The organism is Saccharothrix lopnurensis, assembly GCF_042658445.1.
Lineage (GTDB): Bacteria > Actinomycetota > Actinomycetes > Mycobacteriales > Pseudonocardiaceae > Actinosynnema > Actinosynnema lopnurensis.
The window spans coordinates 19,772-44,363 of sequence record NZ_JBHSQO010000001.1 but is presented as its reverse complement, the minus strand read 5'-3'; the positions used below and the strand labels follow the sequence as shown (position 1 = coordinate 44,363).

22 protein-coding genes and 1 riboswitch are annotated in these 24,592 nt (G+C 74.2%); of the genes, 13 read left to right on the top strand and 9 right to left on the bottom strand.

Annotation, left to right across the window (positions count from 1 at the left end; all coding sequences use genetic code 11):
- From ACFP3R_RS00225 to ACFP3R_RS00215, 3 genes are read left to right on the top strand one after another with little or no spacing between them, the layout of a single operon-like run.
- On the top strand, positions 1–1,401 hold the full coding sequence (locus ACFP3R_RS00225; protein ID WP_380631521.1) for a histidinol-phosphatase: 1,401 nt from the start codon (positions 1–3) through the stop codon (positions 1,399–1,401).
- Positions 1,401–2,138: a hypothetical protein gene (locus tag ACFP3R_RS00220; RefSeq protein ID WP_380631519.1), complete on the top strand. Its 738-nt coding sequence runs from the start codon at positions 1,401–1,403 to the stop codon at positions 2,136–2,138. The genes ACFP3R_RS00225 and ACFP3R_RS00220 overlap by 1 nt, the downstream gene beginning before the upstream one ends.
- Complete coding sequence (locus ACFP3R_RS00215; RefSeq protein ID WP_380631517.1) at positions 2,135–4,237, top strand: PKD domain-containing protein; 2,103 nt, start codon at positions 2,135–2,137, stop codon at positions 4,235–4,237. Before ACFP3R_RS00220 ends, ACFP3R_RS00215 begins: the two co-directional genes overlap by 4 nt.
- Before the next feature lie 96 nt (positions 4,238–4,333).
- On the opposite strand, the gene ACFP3R_RS00210 is transcribed toward ACFP3R_RS00215, so the two are convergent.
- Both ACFP3R_RS00210 and ACFP3R_RS00205 read right to left on the bottom strand, forming a co-directional pair.
- Positions 4,334–5,905, bottom strand: a complete 1,572-nt coding sequence (locus ACFP3R_RS00210; protein WP_380631515.1) for an MFS transporter — start codon at positions 5,903–5,905, stop codon at positions 4,334–4,336.
- Entirely contained in the window at positions 5,902–6,363 is a 462-nt protein-coding gene (locus tag ACFP3R_RS00205; RefSeq protein ID WP_380631513.1) for a MarR family winged helix-turn-helix transcriptional regulator, read from the bottom strand. Before ACFP3R_RS00205 ends, ACFP3R_RS00210 begins: the two co-directional genes overlap by 4 nt.
- A gap of 99 nt (positions 6,364–6,462) precedes the next feature.
- Here ACFP3R_RS00205 and ACFP3R_RS00200 point away from each other — a divergent pair, with 99 nt between their 5' ends.
- Both ACFP3R_RS00200 and ACFP3R_RS00195 read left to right on the top strand, forming a co-directional pair.
- Positions 6,463–7,035 (top strand): TetR/AcrR family transcriptional regulator, encoded by a 573-nt coding sequence (locus ACFP3R_RS00200; protein WP_380631511.1) that lies wholly within the window; start codon positions 6,463–6,465, stop codon positions 7,033–7,035.
- 115 nt (positions 7,036–7,150) lie between these two features.
- A complete protein-coding gene (locus tag ACFP3R_RS00195; RefSeq protein ID WP_380632114.1) occupies positions 7,151–8,398 on the top strand; it encodes a cytochrome P450 in 1,248 nt (415 codons plus the stop codon).
- A 124-nt stretch (positions 8,399–8,522) separates the two neighbouring features.
- Here the strand turns inward: ACFP3R_RS00195 and ACFP3R_RS00190 are convergent, their stop codons facing one another.
- The 4 genes from ACFP3R_RS00190 to ACFP3R_RS00175 all read right to left on the bottom strand — a co-directional run bounded on the left by ACFP3R_RS00190 (position 8,523) and on the right by ACFP3R_RS00175 (position 12,733).
- Positions 8,523–9,107 carry an acyl-CoA-like ligand-binding transcription factor gene (locus ACFP3R_RS00190; protein WP_380631509.1) on the bottom strand — a complete coding sequence of 195 codons (585 nt, stop codon included), beginning with the start codon at positions 9,105–9,107 and terminating at the stop codon, positions 8,523–8,525.
- Between the two features lie 117 nt (positions 9,108–9,224).
- A complete protein-coding gene (locus ACFP3R_RS00185) occupies positions 9,225–10,766 on the bottom strand; it encodes an MDR family MFS transporter (RefSeq protein ID WP_380631507.1) in 1,542 nt (513 codons plus the stop codon).
- A 21-nt stretch (positions 10,767–10,787) separates the two neighbouring features.
- On the bottom strand, positions 10,788–11,399 hold the full coding sequence (locus ACFP3R_RS00180; protein WP_380631505.1) for a TetR/AcrR family transcriptional regulator: 612 nt from the start codon (positions 11,397–11,399) through the stop codon (positions 10,788–10,790).
- Between the two features lie 92 nt (positions 11,400–11,491).
- Complete coding sequence (locus ACFP3R_RS00175; protein WP_380631503.1) at positions 11,492–12,733, bottom strand: glycosyltransferase; 1,242 nt, start codon at positions 12,731–12,733, stop codon at positions 11,492–11,494.
- 216 nt (positions 12,734–12,949) lie between these two features.
- Here ACFP3R_RS00175 and ACFP3R_RS00170 point away from each other — a divergent pair, with 216 nt between their 5' ends.
- The 3 genes from ACFP3R_RS00170 to ACFP3R_RS00160 all read left to right on the top strand — a co-directional run bounded on the left by ACFP3R_RS00170 (position 12,950) and on the right by ACFP3R_RS00160 (position 17,997).
- Positions 12,950–16,306, top strand: a complete 3,357-nt coding sequence (locus ACFP3R_RS00170; RefSeq protein WP_380631501.1) for a hypothetical protein — start codon at positions 12,950–12,952, stop codon at positions 16,304–16,306.
- Positions 16,307–16,404: 98 nt separating this feature from the next.
- Positions 16,405–17,637, top strand: coding sequence for a hypothetical protein (locus ACFP3R_RS00165; protein ID WP_380631499.1), 1,233 nt, complete (start codon positions 16,405–16,407; stop codon positions 17,635–17,637).
- 75 nt (positions 17,638–17,712) lie between these two features.
- Complete coding sequence (locus ACFP3R_RS00160; RefSeq protein WP_380631497.1) at positions 17,713–17,997, top strand: early set domain-containing protein; 285 nt, start codon at positions 17,713–17,715, stop codon at positions 17,995–17,997.
- Positions 17,998–18,008: 11 nt separating this feature from the next.
- Here ACFP3R_RS00160 and ACFP3R_RS00155 read toward each other — a convergent pair whose 3' ends face one another.
- Both ACFP3R_RS00155 and ACFP3R_RS00150 read right to left on the bottom strand, forming a co-directional pair.
- Positions 18,009–18,422 carry a roadblock/LC7 domain-containing protein gene (locus tag ACFP3R_RS00155; protein WP_380631495.1) on the bottom strand — a complete coding sequence of 138 codons (414 nt, stop codon included), beginning with the start codon at positions 18,420–18,422 and terminating at the stop codon, positions 18,009–18,011.
- Complete coding sequence (locus tag ACFP3R_RS00150) at positions 18,419–18,787, bottom strand: hypothetical protein (RefSeq protein ID WP_380631494.1); 369 nt, start codon at positions 18,785–18,787, stop codon at positions 18,419–18,421. Before ACFP3R_RS00150 ends, ACFP3R_RS00155 begins: the two co-directional genes overlap by 4 nt.
- Positions 18,788–19,045: 258 nt before the next feature.
- Between ACFP3R_RS00150 and pip the strand changes: the two genes are divergently transcribed.
- The 3 genes from pip (at position 19,046) to ACFP3R_RS00135 (ending at position 21,477) form a co-directional block, all read left to right on the top strand.
- Positions 19,046–19,972 carry a prolyl aminopeptidase gene (gene pip / locus ACFP3R_RS00145; RefSeq protein ID WP_380631492.1) on the top strand — a complete coding sequence of 309 codons (927 nt, stop codon included), beginning with the start codon at positions 19,046–19,048 and terminating at the stop codon, positions 19,970–19,972.
- Positions 19,973–20,051: 79 nt separating this feature from the next.
- Positions 20,052–20,849 carry a Clp protease N-terminal domain-containing protein gene (locus tag ACFP3R_RS00140; protein ID WP_380631490.1) on the top strand — a complete coding sequence of 266 codons (798 nt, stop codon included), beginning with the start codon at positions 20,052–20,054 and terminating at the stop codon, positions 20,847–20,849.
- A gap of 139 nt (positions 20,850–20,988) precedes the next feature.
- The gene (locus tag ACFP3R_RS00135) at positions 20,989–21,477 is read left to right on the top strand and encodes a DUF6194 family protein (RefSeq protein ID WP_380631489.1); all 489 of its coding nucleotides are present in this window, start codon (positions 20,989–20,991) and stop codon (positions 21,475–21,477) included.
- A gap of 58 nt (positions 21,478–21,535) precedes the next feature.
- Here the strand turns inward: ACFP3R_RS00135 and ACFP3R_RS00130 are convergent, their stop codons facing one another.
- Complete coding sequence (locus tag ACFP3R_RS00130; RefSeq protein WP_380631487.1) at positions 21,536–22,792, bottom strand: serine hydroxymethyltransferase; 1,257 nt, start codon at positions 22,790–22,792, stop codon at positions 21,536–21,538.
- 28 nt (positions 22,793–22,820) lie between these two features.
- Positions 22,821–22,907, bottom strand: a riboswitch (ZMP/ZTP riboswitch).
- A gap of 161 nt (positions 22,908–23,068) precedes the next feature.
- Here ACFP3R_RS00130 and ACFP3R_RS00125 point away from each other — a divergent pair.
- Both ACFP3R_RS00125 and ACFP3R_RS00120 read left to right on the top strand, forming a co-directional pair.
- Complete coding sequence (locus ACFP3R_RS00125) at positions 23,069–23,905, top strand: hypothetical protein (RefSeq protein ID WP_380631486.1); 837 nt, start codon at positions 23,069–23,071, stop codon at positions 23,903–23,905.
- Complete coding sequence (locus ACFP3R_RS00120; RefSeq protein ID WP_380631484.1) at positions 23,902–24,561, top strand: extensin family protein; 660 nt, start codon at positions 23,902–23,904, stop codon at positions 24,559–24,561. The genes ACFP3R_RS00125 and ACFP3R_RS00120 overlap by 4 nt, the downstream gene beginning before the upstream one ends.
- Positions 24,562–24,592: the final 31 nt, after the last annotated feature.

Genomic DNA, 24,592 nt, shown 5'->3' with positions numbered 1-24,592 from the left:
GTGGCCAAGGCGCGCGAGCACGGCCTGGACTGGGTCGTCATCACCGACCACGGCGGGGTCGCGCACGAGAAGCTGTCGATCGACCAGGTCGCGCCGGACATCGAGCGGGCCCGGCGGGCGCACCGCGACGTGCTGGTCTACCAGGGGCTGGAGTGGAACATCCCGGGCGCCGAGCACGCCACCGTGTTCCTGCCGCCCGGTCGGTCCACGGTGGACACCCTGCGGGCGTTCGAGGCGGCCTACGACGGCGGCGTGCTGTCCACGCCGGTCGCCCAGGGCTGCACGGGCCTGCTCACCCGCTCCGCCTCCGCCGACGGCGAGCCGTACGCGCCGGCGGCGCTGCGGTACCTGGAGGCGCAGGTGCTGTCCGGCCGCACGGAGATCGCGCCGATGTTCGCCAACCACCCGGCGCGGCGCGGGGTGGACAGCCCGCACGAGATCCGCGGCTGGCGCGACGCCGCGCCCGGCGTGGCCGTGGGCATGGAGGGCGCGCCCGGCCACCAGGCGGCGGGCACCCGGCGCGAGGCGGGCGGGCGCGGCGGCGCGCGCGGCTACTACGACGGCTCGCCCAACCAGGACAGCTTCCCCGGCTACGCCCCCACCGCCACCGAGAACCCCTACCGCGCCTACGGCGGGTTCGACTGGATGACCGCCAAGGTCGGCGGCCTGTGGGACTCGCTGCCGGCCGAGGGCCGGCCGTGGTGGGTGACGGCCACCTCCGACGCGCACCAGGTGCACCTGGACACGCACGCGCCGGGCAGCGGCGACCACAACGCCACCGGCAGCCGCGGCAAGCCCGTGGACACCGGCGAGCCCCAGGTCTACGGGGACTACTGGCCCGGCTTCTACAGCTCCACGCTCGTCGGCGCGGATTCACAGTCCTATGTGGACATGATGCGCGGTGTGCAGGGCGGTCGCGTGGTGGCCGTGCACGGCCGCGTGGTCGACGGGCTGAACCTGCGGGTGCGCTCGCTCGGCGGGGGCGACGACCGGGGCGTGACGATCGGCGGGCGCACGTTCGTCCGGCGCGGCGACTCGGTGGAGGTGGGAATCGAGGTCGACCTGGCCCGGGGCGCGAACTTCGGCGGCGCGGTGCCGCGCCTGGCGAAGGTGGACCTGATCGCGGGCCCGGTCACCGGTCCCGCCACCGACCGCGACGCGCTCGCCGCGCCGCTGACCCGGGTGGTCAAGACCTTCGAGGTGGCCCGCACCGCGCGCGGCACGGTGCGGTTCACGCACACCTTCCGCGACGTGGGTTCCGCGTTCTACCTGCGGCTGCGCGGCTCGGACGGCAACCGGCTCACCTCCGACGGCGGCCCGGTGATGGACGTGATCGGCGACGCGGACCCGTGGTCGGACCTGCGGTTCTACGCGAACCCGGTCTTCGTCGACGTCGTCTGATGGTGTGGCCCGACGCCGTGCCCGCGCTGCCCGGCGGGCACGGCGCGGCGCACCGGGACGCGCTGCTGCCGGCCGCGCTGGACTCGTGCGCGACGGCGGACCCGGTGTTCACCCGGGTCGACCGCAGCGGCCCGGTGGCGGTCACCGCGGTGTCCGCGCGCGTCACCGGCCCGTTCGAGGTGGCCGCCGCGGCGGCGGCGCTGGGCGGCCCGGTGACCGTGACCGACTCCCCCGCCCTCGACCGCTGCGTCCGGTTCCCGGGGCAGGCCGCGCTGACCGGGACGCACCCGGCCGGCGAGGTGGTCGCCTCGTCGGCGATCGACCGCGTCGTGGGCGTGGGTGTCCCGGTCTCGCCCGGCGACCCGGCCGAGACGCTGGGCTTCCTGCGCCCGATCCACCAGGAGGGGGCGCTGGTGCTGCTGGTGGAACCGGCCGTGGGCGGGGTGCTGCGGCCGATCGAGGCGGAGGACCCGCACGAGTGCCGCGGCGGCGCGCACCGACGGTGCGCGGGTCCCCGGCACCTCGGCGTGGACTGCACTTCGCGGGCCGAGGCCCACTGTCGGTCGCTTCGGTCCGAAGTCCCGGTAGCCCCACGAGAGCAGCCGTGTGCGGTGGTGTGCGGGTCACGGGGGCCGGCGGCGTCGACGCAAAGTTACTCACCGGAACGGCCTAGTAACCCCCGGGTCACGGCCCTCGATTCCCCATCGACGCGTACGAAGGGAAAACAAGGGACATGAGATCCAGACAACTGGCCGGGACGGCGGCGTTGGCCGTCGCCGTCCTGGTCGCGAGCCAGATCCAGGCCCACGCCACCGACGGCAACCTGCCGGGCGGCACCAGCATCTCCGTGGACATCACCAGCCCGGCCCCCGACACCGTCGTCCCGCGGGGGCCGGTGACGGTCACCGGCACCGCGTCCGTCGGCACGGGCGTCGCGGTCAAGGACACCGCGCTGACCTACGTCGTGGACGTGTCGGGCAGCACCGCGAGCCCGTGCGCCGGCGGTGACGTCCTGTCCTGCGAGCGCACCGCGGTGGCCAACCTCAACACCGTCGCGGCGGCGCCGAACACGGTGGTCGGCAGCGTGGGCGCGGTGGTGTTCGGCAGCGCCGCCGCCACCGTGGACGTGGGTCCGGCGGGCGGCGACCAGCTGCTGACCGCGCCGGAGACCGACGCCAACGGCAACGGCGTCCGGGACGTGCAGGAGGCCGTCGGCTCGGCCGTGCAGGGCGGCGTGGGCCAGTTCACCGCCAGGTCCGTCGGCACCGGCACCAGCTTCGTGCCCGCCGTGCAGTCGGCGACCACCGTCACCAACGCCCAGCCGCAGGCCCGCAAGGTCGTGCTGTTCCTGTCCGACGGCTTCGCCGTGGGCGACGTGACCGGTGTCGCGGGCGCGGTGCCGGCCAACGTCGACTACTTCACCTTCGCCGTGGGCCCCGGCTCGGCCTGCAACAGCGGCGACTACAACGCCAGCCTCCAGGCCATCGCGGACCTCACCGGCGGCACCTGCACGTCGGTGCCCGACCCGGCCAACCTGCCGAACGTGGTGCCCGGCGTCATCGCCTCGCAGCTGACCGACCTGACCCTGAGCGTGGACAACGGCGCGCCCACGCAGATCACCGACGTCACGCCGGCGCTGCCGCGGACCGGCCCGGCCTCGGTCACCTACACCGCCACCACCGGCACCCTGACCTCCGGCACCCACCAGCTGTGCGTGACCGCCCGCGGCACCGACGGCGGCGGTCCGGGCACCGTCACCGAGTGCACCACGGTCATCGTCAACGACCCGCCGGTCGTCGAGGCCGGTGGCCCGTACGCGGGCCAGGAGGGCACCCCGGTGACGCTGGCCGGCAGCGTCGTCGACCCCGACGGCCCCTCGCTGACCACGCAGTGGAGCGCGACGCCGCAGTCCGGCGTCGACCCCGGCACCACCTGCGCCTTCTCCGCGCCCACCGCGCCGAACACCACCGTGACCTGCAACGACGACGGCGTGTGGACGCTGACCCTGACCGCGAACGACGGCCTGAACCCCGCCGTGGTCGCCACGACCACGCTGACGCTGACCAACGTCGCCCCGCAGGTGAGCATCTCCTCGCCGGCCAACGGCACGCTGGTGCTGCGCAACACGCCGGTCACGGTCACCGCGCCGTTCACCGACATCGCCACGCACGACACGCACACGTGCACGGTCGACTTCGACGACGGCACCCCCGTGGTGACCGGCACCGTCGCGCAGGGCGCGGGCTCGGGCACCTGCACGGCCACGCACCCCTACGCCGGCGTCGGCTCGCACGACGTGCTGGTGACGGTCACCGACGACGACGGCGGGTCCGCCACCGCCGTGGTCACGATCGTGTCCCACGTGCGGGCGGAGGCGTGGTCGCTGAGCGCCTCGGGCCTGATCACCGTGGCCAAGATCCCGCACGCGACCTGCCCGCCGTCCTCCGACCGGACCACGGCCTCGGTGAACGTGCTCGGCCTGGCCTCGGTGCAGGCGCTGCACGCCGACTGCTTCCTGGACCCGGCGACGGGCCGCACCGACGCGGGCGCCGAGGTGTCCAGCGCCAGCCTGCTGGGCGGCGCGATCACCGTGTCCGACATCGAGACCAGCTGCGTGGCGAACGAGCAGGGCCTGTCCAGCTCCTCGCGCGTCGGCACGCTGAACGGCCAGCCGATCGGCACCGGTCCGGTCACCATCGGCGTTCCCGGTGTGGCGACCGTCCACCTGAACCAGACGGTCGTCGGGCCGAACGGCCAGCGCGCGCAGTACGCGGTGCGGGTCGTGACCCTGCTGGGCCAGGAGATCGTCCTGTCCGGCTGCCGGATGGGCTTCTGAGCCCGTGACGCGCGAAGGGCCCGGCCGCTCGGGTGAGCGGTCGGGCCCTTCGTCGCCGGGATCAGGACGCCGGCGGGGATCAGCACATGGCCGGGATCAGGACGCCGGCGGGGTGTCCGACAGGTCCAGGCTGGAGCGCAGCACGATCGGCTTGAGCAGCAGGGCCGCGACCACACCGACCACGGCGATGCCCGCCGAGATCAGGAAGATGTGCCCGGTGGCGTCGCCGTAGGCGGCGCGGACGATGTGCTGCACGGCCTCGGGCAGCGCGGCGAGGTTCAGGCTGCTGCTGCCGTCGCCACCGCCGGCCGGGATGCCCGCGGCGGTCAGGTCGCGGGTGATGGCCGAGTCGACCCGCCGGGCCAGCACCGCGCCCAGCACCGACACGCCGATCGTGCCGCCGAGCGAGCGGAAGAACGCCACGGTCGAGCTGGCCGCGCCGATGTCCTTGAGCGGCACGGTGTTCTGCACCGCGAGCACCAGGTTCTGCATGCTCATGCCGACCCCGGCGCCGACCAGCAGCATCGCGCCGCCGACCAGCACCAGCGAGGTGGCGTGGTCGATCTGGCCGAGCAGCAGGAACCCGACCACCAGCAGGGCGGCGCCCGTCACGATGTAGGGCTTGACCCGACCGGTCTTGGTGATCAGCCGCCCGCTGATGATCGACGCGCCGAGCACGCCCGCCATCATCGGGATGGTCAGCAGGCCCGCCTCGGTGGGGCTGTAGCCGCGGCCGATCTGGAAGTACTGGCCGAGGAACACCGCGCCGCCGAACATCGCCATGCCGACCGCGAGGCTGGCCAGGATCGCCAGCGCCGTGGTGCGCTGCCTGACGATCCCGAGCGGCACCACGGGCTCCGCGGTGCGCGCCTCGACCGCGACCGCGAGGGCCAGCAGCACCACCGAGGAGCCGACCATGGCGAAGGTCTGCCACGACAGCCAGGCGAACGACGAGTCCACGAACGAGATCCAGATCAGCAGCACGCTCACGCCGATCGCGATCAGCGACGCGCCGAGGTAGTCGATCTTGACGTGCTCGCGCCGGGTGGTCGGCATCCGCAGCGTGGCCTGGAGCACGAACAGGGCGATCACCGCGATCGGCACGCCGATGAAGAAGCACCAGCGCCAGCCCAGCCACGAGGTGTCCACGATCAGGCCGCCCAGCAGCGGGCCGCCGACGGTGGCCACGGCCATCACGCCGCCGAGGTAGCCGTTGTAGCGGCCGCGCTCGCGGGGCGCGATCATCGCCGCGATCACCACCTGCACCAGCGCCTGGAGACCGCCGACGCCGATGCCCTGGAAGGCGCGGGCGGCGATCAGCTGGCCGGCGCTCTGCGCGAGGCCGGACACGATCGACCCGGCCACGAAGACCACGATGGCGACCTGGACCAGGGTCTTCTTGTTGAACAGGTCCGCGAGCTTGCCCCAGATGGGCGTGGTGGCGGTGGCCGTCAGCAGGGTCGCGGTGACCACCCAGGTGTACTGGGTCTGCGAGCCGTTGAGGGCGCCGATGATCTGCGGCAGCGCCGTGGACACGACGGTGCCGCTGAGCATCGCGACGAACAGCACCAGCAGCAGGCCGCTCAGGGCCTCCAGCACCTGGCGGTGGTTCATCGTGCCGGTTGTCGGCGCGGGGGCGGGTGCGCCCAGCGCGCGGGGTGCGCTCATCGCGCGGCCTCCCAGGTGGAGCCCAGGGCTCCTTCGACGTCGGTGGCCAGTCGCCCGATCGCGGTGGTCAGGGCGCTGACCTCTTCAGGTGTCCAGTCGGCAAGGGCACGGCCCACCAGCGCGCCGTACCGGTCGCGGGAGTCCGCCAGCGCGGTGTGACCCCGTTCGGTCACCACCAGCACGCTGGCCCGGCCGTCGTCGGGGTCGGCGCGTCGCTCCACCAGGCCGTGCGAGACCAGCGCGGCCACCGCGCGGCTGACCGTGGACGGGTCCAGCCCGGCGCGCACGGCCAACTGCTTCGCGTGGCAGCCCGTGGGGTTGCCGCCCTCGCGCTCGATGAGCCCGAGGATGCCGACGAGACCGGCGGGCACGGCGGAGTGGTGCTGCTGCTTGACCATGCGCACGACCCTGAGCAGGTCTCGCATCCGGTCCTCCAGCTCCTGCGCGACGGCGTCCACGTCGCCCCCTCTCCCGCATTGCTTGCCACATACAAGTATCCACAATCTTGCGCGTCGTGCAAGATTGCCCAGTGGGAACTTTCGGTAGGCTGGGTGGGGATGGACACACTCCGGGAGCGCAAGAAGGCCGCCACCCGCATGGCCCTGCACCAGGCGGCGCTGCGGCTGGCGCTGGAGCACGGCCCCGACCGGGTGACGGTCGAGTCGATCGCGGACGCGGCCGCGGTGTCGCGGCGCACGTTCTCCAACTACTTCGCCGGCAAGGAGGAGGCGATCTTCTACGGCGACCTGGTCCGCCTGCGCCGCCTGCTGGACCTGGTCCGCGCGCAACCCGCCGGGCCGCCGCGACCGGCGCTGGTCCGGGCCGCCTCCGAGCTGACCGACGAGGGCTTCGACCCGGAGTGGCTGACCAGGCGGCGGCAGGTGTCCCGGCACCCGAGCCTGGTCGCGCACCAGGTCGCGGCCTACGCGGCGGTCGAGCGCGACCTCACCGCCGAGATCGCCCGCCGCCAGGCGGTCGACGACCCGCTGCGCGCCCGCGTGCTCGCGGCGACCTTCCTGGCCGCCCTGCGGGCCGCCACCCAGCACTGGCTGGACCACCCCGACCGGCCGCCGGCCGAGGTGATCGCCGAGGCGATGGGCCCGGCCTGGCCGACCGGGGAACAGAACTGACCGGGGAATAAAAAGGTGCACGGTGCGCATGTTTCTGCGTACCGTGGGTGACGGGTACGCCGCCACGACGCCGAGCAACGGCCCGGCCACCTCCGGGTCGGGAACGGACCAGGTGATGACCACCGCTCCCCGACGGCCGAACACCAACCGCCTCTCGCTGGGCCTCCCGCCGGGGCTGACCGCGCGCGAGTCCGGCGCCTTCGCCCCGCCCGAGCTGATCACCCGGCTGGCCGGGCAGGGCCCCGTGCACCGCCTGACCCTGCTCGACGGCGACCCGATGTGGCTGGTCACCGGCCACGACGAGGCCCGCGCCGCGCTCGCCGACCCCCGGTTGAGCTCCGACCGGTTCCGCAGCTCGCGCCTGGTCGCCAAGCTGCCCGAGGGGTTCCGGGCCCTGGCGTCCGACCCCGAGCGGCGGGCCGGCAACTTCCTCACCCAGGACCCGCCCGGTCACACCCGCTACCGCAAGCTGCTGACCGGCCAGTTCACCGTGCGGCGGATGCGGCAGCTGGCGCCGCGCGTCGAGGCGATCGTCACCGAGCACCTCGACGCGATGATCGCCGCCGGCCCGACCGCGGACCTGGTGACCGCGTTCGCCCTGCCCGTCCCCTCGCTGGTGATCTGCGAGCTGCTGGGCGTCGACTACGCCGACCGGCACGAGTTCCAGGAGCGCAGCTCAAGGCTGCTGCGGCTGGACACCCCGCTCGACGAGGTGGCCCGGACCTCCGACGAGCTGCGGGCGTTCATGCTCGACCTGGTCCGGCGCAAGCGGGTCGAGCCGGCCGACGACCTGGTGTCCGGGCTCATCGGAGCCGACCCGGGGCTGACCGACGCCGAGCTGGTCGGCATCGCGAGCCTGCTGCTGGTCGCGGGCCACGAGACCACCGCGAACATGCTGGCCCTGGGCACCTTCGCGCTGCTGGAGCGCCCCGACCAGCTCGCCCGGCTGCGGGCGGACCCGGCGCTGGTGGACGACGCGGTCGAGGAGCTGCTGCGCCACCTGTCGATCGTCCACCTGGGCGCGCTGCGCCTGGCCCTGGAGGAGGTGGAGATCGCGGGCGAGGTGATCCCGGCCGACTCGGAGGTGCTGGTGTCGGTGATCGCGGCCAACCGCGACCCGCGCCGGTTCGACCGGCCGGACGAGCTGGACGTGACCCGGCCGCGCGGGCCGCACCTGGCGTTCGGGCACGGCGTGCACCAGTGCCTCGGCCAGCAGCTGGCGCGGGTGGAGATGGCGGTGGGGTTCACCGAGTTGCTGCGGCGGCTGCCCGACCTGAGGCTCGCGGTGCCCGCCGACCAGGTGCCGCTGCGCAGCGACATGCTCGTCTACGGCGTGCACTCGCTGCCGGTGACCTGGGGTTAGGGATGCCGGCCGCCCGGACGCCCCCCGGCGCGGAGTCTGCGGGGAGGTCCCGGCCGGGCGGCCGGGAAGGCTCGGCCGGGCGACCGGGGGGGGAAGGCCCGCCAAGACGGCCGCGGACCCCCGGTCACGGCTCGGCGAACCCCGTGCGCAACCGGTGGACCAGCGCGTCGATCAGGTCGACCAACCGGGGCGGGTCGGCGCTGTCCAGCCACCGGCCGACGACCACCCGCAGGGTCGCCATCACGGTGGCCGCCAGCAGCGCCGGGTAGGGGTCGGTCCCGGGGTCGAGGCCGACCCGCTCGGCCACCGCGGCGGTCAGCTCCCGCTCCCGCGCGGCGAAGGCCGCGATCTGGTGCGGCAGCAGCGCCGGCGTGCCGCGCAGCGCCCGCAGCTGGGCGACCTTGCCGGGGTCGACGTGCTCCGGGACGACCTCGACCAGCGCCCGCCGCAGGGCGTCCAGCACCGGCTCGCCGGCGGGCCGCTCGGCGAAGGCGCGGACGAACGCGGTCGCGGTGGCCACGTCACCGGCGACCACCGCCTCCTCCTTGGAGGAGAAGTAGTTGAAGAACGTGCGCAGCGAGACGCCCGCGTCGTGGGCCACCTGCTCGACGGTCACCCCGTCCAGGCCGTGCGCCACGCACAGCCGCAGCGCCGCGTCGGCCAGCGCCGCGCGCGTGGCCTGCTTCTTGCGTTCCCTGAGCCCGGACACGGCGAAAGTGTCGCACCCGCCCGGGACGATCCGGACAGGTGCGACACCTCGTGTCTCGATCAGGGCCGACGAGCAGGGCCGGCCAGCAGGCCCGACGAGCAGCCCCGGCGAACGACCTCAGTGCAGCGGCGCCATCTCGGCCTCGGCCGCCAGGCGCTCGTCACCGCTGAGCGTCTTGAGCGGCTTCTCCTTGATGAACAGCACCGCGAGCAGGGCCAGCACCGCGATCGGCGCGCCGATCAGGAACAGCTCGGCGGTGGCGGTGGCGTAGATGTCCCGCACGATCACCCGCATGGGCTCGGGCAGCAGCGACAGGTCCGGCACCTCGTTGGTCCGACCGGCGGCCGCCGGGCCGAACTTCTCCTCGGACAGGCTGGTCACCCGGGTGGCGAGCACCGCGCCGAGCGCGCTCACGCCGATCGCGCCGCCGAGCGAGCGGAAGAACGTGAGCGTGGACGTGGTCGCGCCCAGGTCCTTGGCCGGCACGTCGTTCTGCGCCGCCAGAACCAGGTTCTGCATCACCATGCCGACGCCGACGCCCAGCACCGCCATGTGGACCGACACCACGAACACGGTGGTGTTGGCGTCGATCGTGGCCAGCAGGAGCATCCCGGCGACCATGATCGCGCCACCGGCGACCAGGAACACCTTCCACCGGCCCCACTTGGTGATGAGCTGACCGGCCACGGTGGAGGACACCAGCAGGCCGAAGATCATCGGCAGGCTCATCAGGCCGGCCTCGGTCGGCGTCTTGCCCAGGCCGATCTGGAAGTACTGGGACAGGAACACCGTGCCGCCGAACATCGCCACGCCGACCAGGGCGCTGGCGAGCGTGGTCAGGGCGACCGTGCGGTTGGCGAAGATGGTCAGCGGCACGATCGGGTCGGCCGCCCGCGACTCCACCCACACCGCCAGGCCCAGCAGCACCACGCCCGCGGCGACCAGCACCGCGGTCCACGTCGAGGCCCACTCGAACTGGTGACCGGCCAGCGTCGACCACACCAGCAGCGTGGACACGCCGGACATGATCAGCACCGCGCCCGCCCAGTCGATGCTGACCTCCTTGCGCACCACCGGCAGGTTCAGCGTGCGCTGGAGCAGGACGACCGAGGCGAGGGTGAAGGGCACGCCGATGAAGAAGCACCAGCGCCAGCCCAGCCACGAGGTGTCGACCAGCAGGCCGCCGATGAGCGGGCCGGCGACCGTTCCGACGCCGAACACCGCGCCGAAGATGCCCGCGTAGCGGCCCATCTCCCGGGGCGGGATCATCGCCGCCATCACGATGGTGGCCAGCGCGGTCATGCCGCCCGCGCCCAGGCCCTGCACGATGCGGCTGCCGATCAGCACCTCGACGTTGGGCGCGAACCCGGCGATGAGCGAGCCCACCGCGAACAGGCCCAGGGAGAGCTGGATGAGCAGCTTGCGGCTGTAGAGGTCGGCGAGCTTGCCCCACAGCGGCACGGTCGCCGTCATGGCCAGCAGCTCGGTGGTGACGACCCAGGTGTAGACCGACTGCGAACCGTGCAGGTCGGAGATGATGCGCGGCAGCGCGTTGGACACGATGGTCGACGCCAGGATGGACACGAACATGCCCATCATGAGGCCGGACATCGCTTGGAGCACGTCCCGGCGTGAGTGGGTGCCGGTTTCGGTGGACATGATCCCCCCGGTGTTCTTCCTTCAGGACTGCGGTGGTGTGGCGAGGCCCGTGACGAGCAGGTCGAGGGCCTCGGTGAGCAGGGTCGGCAGCGGGGTGGAGCCGTCGGCGGACCAGCGGGCGACGGCGACCCGGAAGGCCGCGCCCGCCGCCGCGGCGAGCAGCATCGGGTAGGTCGCGTCCACGGGCATGCCGACGCGTTCGGCGATGCCCGCCACGACCTCGCGCTCGACCTGCTCGCCGCCGGCGAGCACCCCGGCCAGCAGGACGGGGTGCCGCTGCACCACCGACATCCGCCGGGTCCAGAACTCCCGGTCCTCGTTGACCTCGGCGCCGAGTTCCGCGAGCAGCGCCTCGCGCACGGCCTCGGCGGCCGAGAGCCCGGCCGGCTGGGCGATCACGGACGCGCGCAGCCGGGGACCGGTCTCCGGGTCGGGGGCGAGGACCGCCTCCTCCTTGCCGGCGAAGTAGTTGAAGAACGTGCGCGGCGAGACGTCCGCCGCCGCGCTGATGTCCTCCACCGTCACGCCGTCGAGCCCGTGTTCGGCGACCAGGTGGACGGCCGCGCGGCTGAGCGCCTCGCGGGTCTGCCGCTTCTTGCGGTCGCGGAGACCCTCACCCGCCACCTTGCTCACTCGATCAGACTAGAGAAAAAGATGCACGCACTGCAACTTTGCAGGGACTGCACGATTGTGATCCGACTCTCCCGCGAACTCCACCGGCGCGCTCACCCCGTGACCAGGTGGCCGCCGACGGGTTCGCCCCGCTCGGCCGCGTCGAGCAGCAGGGCCGCGGCCACCGCCGCCCCGTCGGTGCGGATCGTGCCCGCCACCGCGCCCGCGCGGGCCCGGACGCCGGGGGCCAGGGCCGCGTCGAGCGCGACCGACAGGGAACCGGAGGTCGGCGTCGGGCCGTCGTGCGCGACGCCGATGCCCAGCGCGGCCACCCGCGCCGCCCAGTAGGGCTGGTCCGCGACCTGGGGCACCAGCACCTGGGGCGCGCCGGCCCGCGCCGCCGTCGTGGTCGTGCCCGCGCCGCCGTGGTGCACGACCGCGGCCACCCGGCGGAACAGCTCCTGCTGGTTGACCTCGCCGACCACGAGGCAGTCGTCCCGCCCGTCGACCGGAGCCAGGCCGGCCCACCCGCTGCCGAGCAGGACCCGGCGCCCCCGCGCCCGCGCCGCCCCGACCACGGCCCGGGACAGCTCCTCCGCGCTCGCGCCCCGCATCGGCATGCTGCCGAACCCGACGTACACCGGCTCCTCCCCGGCGGCCAGGAACGCCTCCACCCCGGCCGGGAGCGGACGCCCGTCCCGCCGGGTCCACGCGCCGGTCTGCGCCACGTCCGGGTCCGCCGTCGCCCGCCACGGGCCCAGGACCGGGTCCGCCGCCAGGAACGGGTGGTCGGTGAACACGTGGTCGCGGACCCGCTCCACCGGCGGCAGGCCGACCGAGGCCCGGTGGGTGTTGACGATCCCGCCGAACAGCGCGTCCATGTGCTCGGCGTTGAGCTCCCACAGCACCCGGTTGTCGGTCTCGCCCGCCGGGACCACCTGGCCCGGCCACACGGCCGGCGGGTGGTGCGGCGACGGCAGGAAGGACGGGGAGAAGGACGCGAACGCGTAGGGGATCCCCAGCCGCTCGGCCGCCGCCCGCGCCCCGGCCGCGGCCGGGAACGAGCCGGTGGCCACCACCGCGGCGCAGCCCCCGGCCGCGGAGCTGACCGCCTCGTGGGCCGAGGCGGTCAGCTCCGCGGCGATGTCGGGCAGGGTCGCCCGCGCCTTGCCGGGGACCGCGCCCGTCGCCAGCGCGCGGATCGGCCGGCCGACGGGGGTCAGCGGCACGGCCACCTCCTCCAGCAGCCCCGCGAAGTCCGGCGGCGCGCACACCCGGACCTCCGCACCGAGTCCGCGCAGCGCCACCGCGAGCCCCACCGGCGGCTCGACGTCCCCGCGCGACCCGTACGACATCAACAAAACCCGCACTCCGCGACTCCCCGTTTTTTTTCGCAGCTCCTGGCTTCGGGCGGCGATTCTGCGCCACGACCGGGGTCTTGCCGCAAGACCCCCTGTGCGCTATAAGTTAGAAGTGGCGAGGAGTGCGATCTCCTCGCTTTTGCCTTGTTCCCGCCCGATCCGGCCGCGTCGTCACCACCGGGCCGCGGTCCCTGGTGGACAATCCGGTGCGTGACGGGTGGCGATCCAGCTGACCGGGACGCGCCTGCCGCGCCGGTGACCCAGTCGGCCGAGGCGGGGCGGTCGGCCTTCGTGGTCCAGGCGGGGCGCGACGTCAACCTGCGGACCGGCGCGCCCGTGACGACCCGGTACCGCCACCAGGTCAAGCGGATCGCGCCCTCGGTGCTCCTCGACCGCGACGCCGAACTGGCCGAGCTGGGCGCGTTCTGCGCGGGCTCGTCGGGCGACGGCTACCAGTGGTGGCGCGCGGAGGCGTGGGCGGGCAAGACCGCGCTGCTGTCGCGGTTCGTGCTCGACCCGCCGCCGGGGGTGCGGGTGGTGTCGTTCTTCGTCACGGCGCGCCTGGCCGGCCAGGCCGACCGGCCGGCCTTCGTCACCAACGTGCTGGAGCAGCTGCTGACCCTGCTGGGCGAGGAGAAGCCGCAGTTCCTCGACCCCGCCACGAGCGAGGCGCACCTGCTGGGGCTGCTGGAGGAGGCCGCCGCGCTGTGCCGGGCGCGCGGCGAGCACCTGGCGCTGGTCGTCGACGGGCTGGACGAGGACCGGAGCGTGACCACGAGGCCGGACTCGCACAGCATCGCCGCCCTGCTGCCCGCGCACCCCCCGGAGGGGTTGCGGATCGTGGTGGCCGGGCGCCCGGACCCGCCCGTCCCCGCCGACGTGCCGGAGGACCACCCGCTGCGCCGGGGCGGGAACGCGCGGTCGCTCACGGTGTCCGAGCACGCGCGGGCGCTGCGCGCGGAGATGGAGCGCGACCTGAGGTCCCTGCTGGCCGGCGCGGAGGTGGAGCGCGAGCTCCTGGGCCTGGTGGCGGCGGCCGGCGGCGGCCTGACCGCCGGGGACCTGGCCGAGCTGGCGGGCACCGGGGTGTGGCGGGTCCGCGACCACCTCAGGACGGTGTCGGGGCGCAGCTTCACCCGCCGCGACAGCGACCTGGACCCCGGCGCGGACCCCGAGGTCTACCTGCTGGCCCACGAGGAGTTGCAGGTCACCGCGGTGGACATGCTCGGCGCGGCCGAGCTGACCGCGTACCGGCGGCGCCTGCACGACTGGGCCGACGGCTACCGGGAGCGCGGGTGGCCGCCCGGGACGCCGGAGTACCTGCTGCGCGGGTACCACCCCGTGCTGCTCACCACCGCCGACCTGGGGCGGGCCACCGCCCTGGCCACCGACCCGGCCCGGCACGAGCGGCTGTTCCACCGGACCGGCGGGGACACCACCGCCCTGGACCAGGTCACCGCGACCCTGGACGCGCACGCCGGCGGGGACGTGCCGGACCTGGTCGCGGTCGGCCGGCTGGCCGTGCACCGGGATTTCCTGACCGACCGCAACACCCACATCCCCCCTGGCGTCCCCGCGCTGTGGGTCCGCCTGGGCCGGCCCCACCGGGCCACCGGCCTGGCCCGGTCGATCACCGACCCCCACCGGCGGGTCCTGGCGCTGGCATCGCTGGCCGAGGCGCTGGTGGACGCCGGCGACCACGACCGGGTCGACGACCTGCTGGACGAAGCCGCCGACACCGCCCGGTCGATCACCGACTTCCACCGGCGGGAACCCGCTTCGGCGGCGGTCGGGGTGGCGCTGGCCAAGGGCGGGCACCACGACCGGGCCGCGGGGATCGCCCGGTCGATCGCCGACCACGACCGGCGCAACGCGGTGGTCGCCGCGACCGCGGTGGCGCTGGCCGCGACCGGGGAGCACGACCGGGCCACGGCGGCTGCCCGATCGATCACCGACTCCTACCGGCGGGGGCCGGTGCTGGCGTCGGTCGCCGAGCGCGTCGCCGCGGTGGACCCGCACCGGGCCCGGGAGCTGCTCCGCGAGGCCGAGAGGACCACCCGCGCGATCATCGACCACTACCTGCGGAGCCTGGCGTTGGCGCGGGTGGCCCTGTCGTCGGCCAGGAGCGGGCACCGCGACCGGGCCGACGTCCTCTTCCGCGAAGCCTCCCGGGCCGCCAGGTCCAGCGCCGGCGCTGGCCGGCACGATTCGGCACTGGCGGCGGTCGCCGAGCAGCTGGCCCGAGCCGGGTACCACGACCGGGCCACAGCCGCCGCCCACGTCATCGCCGATCCCGATCTCCGAATCCCGCTGCTGGTGGCGGTAGCCGGGGAGCTGGCCACCGCCGGCCACCACGAGCGGGCCGAGGAGCTGCTGCGGGAGGTGGAGGGCGACCTCCGCTCGATCACCGACCCCGGTCGTCGGGGTGCGGTGCTGACCTCGATGGCGGAGGCGGTGCTGGGGGGCGGGCAGCAGGACCGGGCCAGGGACCTGCTCGACCAGGCGCTGAGGACCGTCCGCTCCGTCACCAGCCCCAGGCTGGACAACCGGGCCTTGGCCGCGGTGGCCGAGGTACTGGCGAGGAGCGGGCACCACGACCAGGCCGCGGAGTTGATCGACCGGGAGCTGGAGACGGACCGGGGCATCACCGACCGCCTCGCGGTGACGTTGTCGATCGTCACGGCGTTGGCCGGGATCGGGCGCGTCGAGGAAGCCGCCGGTCTCCTCAACGAGGCGCAGGTCAGGTACTCGACGGACTTCTCCTTCACCCCTGAGTTGACACTCCTGCCGTTCGCGGTGGCGTGGATCCGCATCGGTCACCACGACCGGGCGGTGGCGATGGCCAAGTCGATGTCCCACCACCACCGGGAATCGGCGCTCAGGTCGATCGCCAACGAGTTGGCCGAGGTCGGGGAGCACGACCGGGCGCTGGAACTCGCCCGCTCGTTGGCCACCCCGGGTTTCCGGAGTGAGGTCATGGCGTCGGTCGCGAGGGCGTTGACCAGGGCCGGGGACCGCGACCGGGCCCGGGAATTGCTCGACCAGGCGTTGGAACTCCTCCCCCGACAGGATGGCCGGTGGGTGTCGGCTCCGGAAGCGGTGGTGCGGGCGCTGGCCGAATTCGGGGACCACGACCGGGTGCTCGAACTCGCCCGCGCGGCGGGCCTGCACCACCACCCCGGTGCGCTGCCGCTGGTGGTGAGGGCGCTGGCCGCAGCCGGCGACCACAAACGGGTCAACTTCCTGATCGCCCGCCTCATGGCTGCCTCCAGCACCTCCAGCGTGTTCACATCGGCTCTGCTGGCGCTGGCGGGGTTCCTCTCCGGGGACCACGACCTGGCCGACAAGACGATCGACTCGATCGCCGACGTGGACGACCGGTGTCGAGTACTGGTGCGGCTGGCGCGCGAACTGGTCGAGGGAGCGGCCCCGGAGCCCGCGGCGCGCTTCGCCGCACGGGCCCTGCGGATCACGCACTGGAGCACCGCCGTCGACGACCTCTGCGCCGTCTCGATGCCGGCGGCGCTGGCCGTGGTGGCGGACTTCCTCGCGCTCTCACGCTCCTGATCCACCGGCAGGCGCAGCGGTGCCGGGAAAGACTTCCGCTCCGCGGTCATGAACCGGGCTCAGGAGGGGTAGTGAGACGCGCGGCGGGAGGAGGTTCCATGGCGGTGGAGCTGCGCGTGCTCGGCGAGGTCGGGCTGCTGGTCGACGGGCGTCCGGTGGACGTCGGCCACGCGCGCCAGCGGTCCGTGCCGGCGGTGCTGCTGGTGGAGGCGGTGGGGCTGGGGCGAGGCGAGGCGTTCGAGGGGCTGGACGAGGCGTTGGGCGACGGGCCGGAGCGGGTCCCGGTCGCCGCGATCGCCGGCGCGGGCGGGATCGGCAAGACCTGGCCGGCGCTGGACTGGGCGCACCGCAACGCCGACCGGTTCCCCGACGGCCGGCTGTTCGTGGACCTGCGCGGGTTCGGCCCGGAGGGTGAGCCGATGGACCCGGCGGTGGCGGTGCGCGGGTTCCTCGACGCACTGGGCGTCGCCCCCTGCCGGGTGCCGGTCGACCCGGCCGCCCTGACGGCCCTGTTCCGCGACCTGGTGGCCGGCCGGCGGGTGCTGCCGGTGCTGGACAACGCCGTCGACGCCGCCCAGGTCGCGCCGCTGCTGCCCGGCGGCGACACGTGCGCGGTGCTGGTGACCAGCCGCAACCGGCTGCCCGACCTGATCGCCCGGCACCTGGCGCTGGACGTGCCAGCGGACGCCGAGGCCCGCGCCCTGCTGACCGACCGGCTGGGCGCTGCGCGGGGACGACCGGCGCGCCCTGGAGCAGGCCCGGCTCGCCCTGGACCTGTTCCGCGCCCTCGACCAGCCGGTCTGGCAGGCCCGCGCGCTCAACGCGGTGGGCTGGTACGCCGTCCTCCTGGGCGACTACGACACCGCCCGCACCCACTGCCGGGCCGCCCTCGACCTGCCGCGCCGCCACCTCAACCCGGTCGGCGAGGCGGACACCCTGGACAGCCTGGGCCTGATCGACCACCGCACCGGCCGCCACCGCGGGTCCGTCGACCACTACCGGCAGGCCCTGGCGCTGTTCCGGGCCCACGGCGACACCAACGCGGTCGCCGAGACCCTCGACGCGCTCGGTCACCCCCACGCCGCCCTCGGGGAGCGCGAGCAGGCCCGCGCGCGGTGTGGCGGGAGGCGCGCGAGCTGTTCCGGCGGCAGGGGCGCGGTCGGCAGGCCGAGGCGGTGCGGGGGCGGCTCGACGCGCTCGACCGCCCGGCTCCGGCGTGGCGGGGTGGCGGGGTGGCCGCAGCACAGCGCCCACCGGGATCACCCCGAGGCAGGCGTTCAGACGCGGGGAACCGGACGCCCCGCCCCGAGCCCCCTCACCCGGACGTGTGACCGTCCACTTGAAACACCGGCCCATCGCGGGGAAGCTGTCAGCGCCTCCAGCAAGATCAACCCGCAGGGACCGCGATGCTCCGCAGCACCCGCCTGTTCGGCGGCAAGCGCCACGTGACCTTCTCGCTGCCGCTGGACGACCCGCACGGCCCGGTCAGCGTGGTCGGGTCGTTCAACGACTGGACGCCCGGCGTGCACGAACTCATCCCCCGCCGCGACGGCACGCGCACGGTGGCGCTCGTCCTGCCGCCGGGCACGCACCGCTTCCGCTACCTCGCCGCCGACGGCCACTGGTTCGACGACGACGACGACGTCCCGCACGTCGACGGTGAGGGCGGGGTGATCACGATCGAGGTCTGAGCAGCCCCGGTTCAGTCGGTCGTCGGGGCGAGCAGGCGGTTGAGCACCTGCTTCACCGCGACCGTGAAGCGCCCCATCACCGTGTCCCGCGAGCCGAGCACGACCAGCAGCAGCGTCCCGCTCAGCGGCTGCACGCCCACGCAGCCCCGCTCGCCCTCCAGCACCACGGACTGGAGGCGACCGTGGTCGGACGCCTGGACGAAGCGCTGGCCGATGCCCGCCGAGGCGGCGGCCATCGCGGCGGACTGGTCGGCCGCGTCACCGGGGTTCGGGGTGCCGGGGTCGAGGTCGGCGGCGACCACGATCCCGTCGCGGCTGGTCACCACCAGGCCGGCCACGCCCGCGACGTCCGCGCGCACCCGGCCGAGCAGCTCACCCAGGGCTTCGGGGTCCTGGAGGCGGATCTGGACGCGGTCGGTGGTCATACGACCAGGGCCTGCTCGATCCGGCGCAGGTGCAGCCGGGCCAGGGCGAGGTTGGCGCGGGCGCGGTCGAGCACCAGGTAGAGGAACAGGCGCGAGCCGTGCGTCTCGGTCAGCGGCCGGATGATGTGGTACTGGCGCTGGAGGGTGATCAGGATGTCCTCGATCGTGTCGTCCAGTTGGAGGGCCGCGATGGTGCGCAGCTTCGCCCGCACGACCTCGGTGTTGCCCGCGCCGGCGGTTTCGAGGTCCAGCAGCGCGTTGCCGCCCTGCGCGCCCAGCGTCATGCCGCTGTCGTAGTCGACCAGCGACACACCGACCGCGCCTTCCACGGACATCGCCTCGCGCAGCATCTCGTCGATGTTCACCCGCCGGACCTCCAGTCGACCACCTGATCGACACGCACGGTAACCCAGGCTTCCGGCGAACGGGCGACCAGTTCCTTACGCGACCGATGAAAACAGCGAAAAGTTACGAGAAGCGCGGAGGCTACTGCTCCATTCGGAGGTAGGACCCAGGCCCGTGGGTGGGACCGGCAACCCGGGCGCGCCCGGATATCCGCTCCCCTCCCGAATCCGACCGGGTTAATGTAACAGCACTGTTGTATCCGTACGAGGAGGTGGGTCGTGCTGTACCCGGAGATCGAACCCCACGACAGCGGGATGCTCGACGTCGGCGACGGGCACCGCGTGTACTGGGAGGTCAGCGGCAACCCGGACGGCAAACCCGCCCTGGTGGTCCACGGCGGGCCGGGCGCGGGCTCCACCACCCGGGCGCGCCGCTTCTTCGACCCGGAGGCGTACCGGATCGTCCAGTTCGACCAGCGCAACTGCGGGCGCAGCACGCCCCACGCGAGCGAACCGGTGGTGGACCTGTCCACCAACACCACCGACCACCTGCTGGCCGACGTGGAGCGGCTGAGAGAACACCTGGGCATCGACCGCTGGCTGCTGTTCGCCGCGTCGTGGGGGTCGGTGCTCGCCCTGGTCTACGCCGTGCGGTACCCGCACCGGGTCAGCGGGATGGTGCACGCCGGCGTGGCGGTCGGCCTGCGCGAGGAGACCGACCTGCTCACGAAGGGGCTCGCCCCGATGTTCCCCGGGGCGTGGGCCCGGTTCCGCGCGCACGCCCCCGAGGGCGACGACCTGTCGGCCGCCTACCTGGCCCTGCTCCTGGACCCCGACCCGGCCGTGCACCAGCCCGCCGCCGACGAGTGGTGCCGGTGGGAGGACGCGGTGGTGCCGCCGCCGAGCGGCCCGAGCCGCTTCGACTCCCCGGAGTACCGGCTGGCGTTCGCCCGGATCGTCACGCACTACTGGGCCCACGGGTGCTGGGTGCCCGACGGGCTGGTCCTCGACCGGGCGTCGCGGCTCGCGGGCATCCCGGGCGTGATCGTTCAAGGGGTGCTGGACCTGGGCAACCTCACCGGGGTCCCCTGGCGGCTGACGCACGCCTGGCCGGACGCGGAGCTGGTCATGATCCCCGCCACGGACCACGGCGGGAACGACGCCATGACTGCGGCCAGGGTTCGGGCCACCGACAGGTCCAGGTAACACCCGGCAACTCCGTGCGATGGTCTGGTGACAGCCCGAGCGCGGAGGGCGTGCCCGAAGCGGTGGCGAGGGGTTGACGGTGGATCGGTTCACGGAGGGGGCGCGCCGCGTCTCCGCGCTGGCGCTCCGGGAGGCGCGGGGGTTGAACCACACCGCCCTCGGCACCGGGCACCTGCTGCTCGGCCTGCTGGGCGAGGGCGGTGCGGCGGCGGCCGTGCTGGCGTCGTTCGACCTGTCGCTGCCCGGCTGCCGCGAGCACGTCCGGGGGGTGGAGGGGCGCGGCACCGCGCGGGTGCCCGGCCACCTGCCGTTCACGCCGGGCGCGAAGCGGGCGCTGGCGGCGGCGGTGCGGGAGGCGTTCGCGCTGGGCCGGCGGCAGGTCACGACCGAGCACCTGCTGCTGGGCCTGCTGACCGAGGAGGAGGGGCTGGCGCTGGACGTGCTGGCCCGGTGCGGGGCGCGGGTCGACGCGGTGCGGGACCGGGCGTTCGCGGTGCTGGCCGGGATCGAGCTGCCGCCCGCCTGGGGGCCCGCGCGGCTGTTCCTCAGCCACCCGCCGCAGGACCTGCACGTGGCGGGTCGGATCGCGGACCGGCTCGGGGACATCGGCCTGCCGGTGGTGGACGACGTGGCGCGGTGCGACGTGCTGCTGGCCGTGGTCGGGCCGGGGTGGGCGCCGACCGGGGCGGTGCTGGACCACGTCGAGTCGGCGCGGACGCGGTCGGTGCCGGTGATCCCGGTGCTGGTCGACGGGGCCGAGCTGCCCGCCGACCGGCTGCCGGGCACCGAGGGCGTCCCGGTCCGGCACGAGACGTTCCGCGAGGACGTGGCTCGGCTGGCCGACGCGGTCCACTACGCCCGGCTGGGCGCGGGCTGACCGTCGTCGGGGGGGTACCGGTGGGCGCGGGAGGCCGGGAAGCGCACCTGCCCTTCTCCCTGGTTTGAGGGTTTCGACCGTCGCTCCTGGCGCTTTCCGCCCAAAGCCTCATAAAGCAGTTCAATGGAACACTTGAAGCATGGAAGCCGGTGAGGTGCAGCGGTACATCAGCGAGACGTTCGAGGGGGTCACCGCGCTGGAGAGCGACGGCGACGCGTACTTCCTCTACGACCCCGACCGGGACCTGCCGCCGGAGCGGCAGACGCCCTTCGCCACCCTCGTCACCGGCGACCGCCACGACCGGGTGTCGGACCTGGACCGCCCCGGCGCCTACCGGCTCAACATCGGCCTCACCAAAGCCACCTACACGTCGCTGTTCGGCGCCCCGCCCACGCGGCGCGACGAGGACCACGTCCTGGACACCGGGTACGACCACGCCGAGCGGGACCGGCTGGTGCCGCACCCGGTCTACGCCTCCCAGCACTGGGTGTGCGTGGTGATGCCCGGCAGGGCGACGTTCGAGACCCTGCGGCCCCTGCTGGCCGAGGCGCACGGGTTCGCCGCGCGCAAGCACGCCAACCACGCCCGGCGCGCGAGGTCCGGGCACGCCGTCGACCAGGAGGGCTGACGCGCGGCGAAACCGCGCGAGCCGGTGCGGGGCCGCGTTCGGCCCCGCACCCGCGACCTCAGGCCCAGCCGGGCATCGGGTAACCCGACATCAGCTCGGCCACCTCACCGGCGATCCGGTCCAGCTCCCCCTCGTCCCCGACCGCGGTCACCGCGCGGTCGATCCACTCCGCGACGCGCGGCATCTGCTCCTCGGTCAGACCGCGCGTGGTGACGGCGGCCGTCCCGAGGCGCACACCCGACGGGTCGAACGGCTTGCGCGGGTCGAACGGCACGGTGTTGTAGTTCGCCTCGATCCCGGCCCGGTCCAGGGCCTTGGCGGCGGGCTTGCCGCCCACGCCCCTGCCGGTCAGGTCGAGCAGGACCAGGTGGTTGTCCGTGCCGCCGGACACCAGGTCGAACCCGCGGTCGAGCAGGGCGGCGGCCAGCGCCCGCGCGTTCTGCACGACCGCGTGCGCGTACAGGCCGAACGAGGGGTCCAGCGCCTCACCCAGCGCCACCGCGATCGCCGCCGTGGTGTGGTTGTGCGGGCCGCCCTGCAACCCCGGGAACACGGCCTTGTCCACGGCCTTGGCGTGCTCGGCGTCGCTGAGCACCATCGCGCCGCGCGGGCCGCGCAGGGTCTTGTGCGTGGTCGTGGTGATGACCTGGGCGTGGCCGACCGGCGACGGGTGCGCGCCGCCCGCGACCAGGCCCGCGATGTGCGCGATGTCGGCCACCAGCACCGCGCCGACCTCGCGCGCGATCTCGGCGAAGCCCGGGAAGTCGATGGTGCGCGGGATGGCCGTGCCGCCGCAGAAGATCACCTTCGGGCGTTCGGCGCGGGCCAGGTCGCGGACCTCGTCCAGGTCCACCACGCCGGTCTCCTTCCGCACCCCGTACTGGGCGCTGCGGAACCACTTGCCGGTGGCCGAGACGCCCCAGCCGTGGGTGAGGTGGCCGCCCGCGGGCAGGGCCATGCCCATGACGGTGTCGCCGGGCTCCAGGAAGGCCAGGTACACGGCGAGGTTGGCCGGTGAGCCGGAGTAGGGCTGGACGTTGGCGTGGTCGACGCCGAAGAGGGTCCTGGCCCGCGTGACGGCCAGTTCCTCCACCGGGTCGACGACCTGCTGGCCCTCGTAGTACCGGCGGCCCGCGTAGCCCTCCGAGTACTTGTTGGTCAGCACCGAGCCGGTGGCCTCCAGCACCGCGGTGGACACGTAGTTCTCCGAGGCGATGAGCCGGACCTTCTCGAACTGGCGGCGGGCCTCGGCCTGGACCAGGCGGGCGATCTCGGGATCGGCTCCGGTCAGGGACGGGATGGCGGGGTCGTGCACGACGTCCTCCACGCGCGCGGGGGCGCTGCCGTGGCACCCAGGCGCGCGGTGCGTTCCGGCCTCACGCTCCCCGGTGGTCCGTCCCACCCTCGACACGCCAGTCGCGAACGGCACCGATCCTACCCGCTCCCGCGTTCACGTCACCCCTTTTCCGTGGACGTATTGGGCGGAACGGTCCATTGCCCTCCCCCGTACCCAACCCAATACTCAGGGTTGGAAATCTTCCAACCGGCCCTGTGCCACGTCAGCACTTCCCCCTGCCCCGAAAGGACTGACGTGCTCGATCGGCGAACGTTCGTGCTGGGTGCCGCCGCGACAGCGGCACTCGTCACCGCAGTACCGGCCCACGCGACGGCGGCAGCCGCCGCGCCGGGCAAGACCGCGGGCGCCCTGCTCGCCCCCGACGGAAACCCCTACCTCCTCACGTGGACCGACGGCCAGTGGGTGCTGCTCGACGAGCGCGGCTCGGTGCGCATCACCCGGGGCCTCGGCAGCGCGGCCCTGGTGGACGTGGCCGCCGACGGTGACCGGCTGGTCGCCGTCGGCTCGCTCGCCGGCGCCGACCCGACCGCCGCGATCTGGGAGTCCACCGACGGCGCCACCTGGCGCGAGGCGCGCCGCCTGCACGGCGTGCGCTCGGAGTTCACCGCCGTCGGCGGCGGGCTGGCGCTCGGCTCGGTGGTCAAGACCGAGCGGGCCTCCGTGGTCCGCATCGCGGCCCGCCGCACCGGGTCCGGCTGGGCGACCGTGCCCGTGCGCGGTCTGGAGTGGACCGACGGCCTCGCCGCCACGGCGGTCGCCCGCACCGCCGACGGCTGGGTGGCGGCGGCGGTCGACCAGGCCGGCACCGTCCTGCACACCTCGCGCGACGGCGTCTCCTGGACCGCCCGGCCCCGGCTGGACGGGGTCGCGGTGCGCGCCCTGGCCCCGCTCGGCGGCGGCGTGCACTGGGTCGGCAACGAACTGGTCGAGGCCACGCCGCTGACCGGTGTGCTCGACGCGGGTCAGCGGCAGCCCGCCGTGCCCGCGGACGCGAAGGCGCTGGGCGTCGTGGGCGCCCGCTCGGCCTGGCTGGCCGGTGGCCGCCTGATCACCGCGGAGGCGACCCGATGATCACCTTCCAGCGCATCGACGGCACCCCCGTCTACTACTGGCGGTCCGGCCGCGGCAACACCACCCTGCGCAACTGGCAGGTGACCCAGGGGTTCTACGACACCCTGGTGCTGTGGATGCGGGACCTGCGGTCCCTGTCGTCGGCCTACGGCAGCATCACCTACCTGGTGTCGGCGGGCTTCTACGTCAACAAGCCCGGCGAGCACGGCGCGGGCACCGCGATGGACCTCGACCACGTGCGGTGGAGCGGCGGCCAGACCTGCTCGCCGCTGGACCGCGAGCACGCCTCCGGCACCCTGGCCACGCGCCGCCGGTACCTGGCGGTGGACGCGGTGTGCCGGCGGCGGTTCCGGTTCGCCCTGGACGGCTGGTACAACGCCGCCCACGAGGACCACATCCACTCCGACTTCGGCGGGCTGCCGGTCCGCTGCGTGACCGGGTCGGAGAGCGACACCAAGTTCGTCCAGGCGCTGTGCAACAACTTCATGAGCTCCGGCCTGGTCGTGGACGGCATCTGGGGCCCGAAGACGCAGAGCGCGTTCACCACCGCCAGGTCGCGGCTGGGCGTCACCGGCGACCCGCACTCCAGCAGCGCGGCGTGGCAGTCGTTCCTGTCCGCGGCGGCCCGGCGCGGTTTCGCCAACCAGGCGTTCTGAGCAGCACCCGGCCCGGGGGCGCGACCCCGGG

What these genes read in the sequence shown, in the direction of transcription:
- ACFP3R_RS00135 (WP_380631489.1), top strand. Translation starts at nt 20,989, where the DNA reads ATGGAAGCCGGTGAGGTGCAGCGGTACATCAGCGAGACGTTCGAGGGG.
- ACFP3R_RS00215 (WP_380631517.1), top strand. Translation starts at nt 2,135, where the DNA reads ATGAGATCCAGACAACTGGCCGGGACGGCGGCGTTGGCCGTCGCCGTC.
- ACFP3R_RS00175 (WP_380631503.1), bottom strand. Translation starts at nt 12,733, where the DNA reads ATGTCGTACGGGTCGCGCGGGGACGTCGAGCCGCCGGTGGGGCTCGCG.
- ACFP3R_RS00160 (WP_380631497.1), top strand. Translation starts at nt 17,713, where the DNA reads ATGCTCCGCAGCACCCGCCTGTTCGGCGGCAAGCGCCACGTGACCTTC.
- ACFP3R_RS00195 (WP_380632114.1), top strand. Translation starts at nt 7,151, where the DNA reads ATGACCACCGCTCCCCGACGGCCGAACACCAACCGCCTCTCGCTGGGC.
- ACFP3R_RS00210 (WP_380631515.1), bottom strand. Translation starts at nt 5,905, where the DNA reads ATGAGCGCACCCCGCGCGCTGGGCGCACCCGCCCCCGCGCCGACAACC.
- ACFP3R_RS00220 (WP_380631519.1), top strand. Translation starts at nt 1,401, where the DNA reads ATGGTGTGGCCCGACGCCGTGCCCGCGCTGCCCGGCGGGCACGGCGCG.
- ACFP3R_RS00155 (WP_380631495.1), bottom strand. Translation starts at nt 18,422, where the DNA reads ATGACCACCGACCGCGTCCAGATCCGCCTCCAGGACCCCGAAGCCCTG.
- ACFP3R_RS00120 (WP_380631484.1), top strand. Translation starts at nt 23,902, where the DNA reads ATGATCACCTTCCAGCGCATCGACGGCACCCCCGTCTACTACTGGCGG.
- ACFP3R_RS00185 (WP_380631507.1), bottom strand. Translation starts at nt 10,766, where the DNA reads ATGTCCACCGAAACCGGCACCCACTCACGCCGGGACGTGCTCCAAGCG.
- ACFP3R_RS00165 (WP_380631499.1), top strand. Translation starts at nt 16,405, where the DNA reads ATGGCGGTGGAGCTGCGCGTGCTCGGCGAGGTCGGGCTGCTGGTCGAC.
- ACFP3R_RS00200 (WP_380631511.1), top strand. Translation starts at nt 6,463, where the DNA reads ATGGACACACTCCGGGAGCGCAAGAAGGCCGCCACCCGCATGGCCCTG.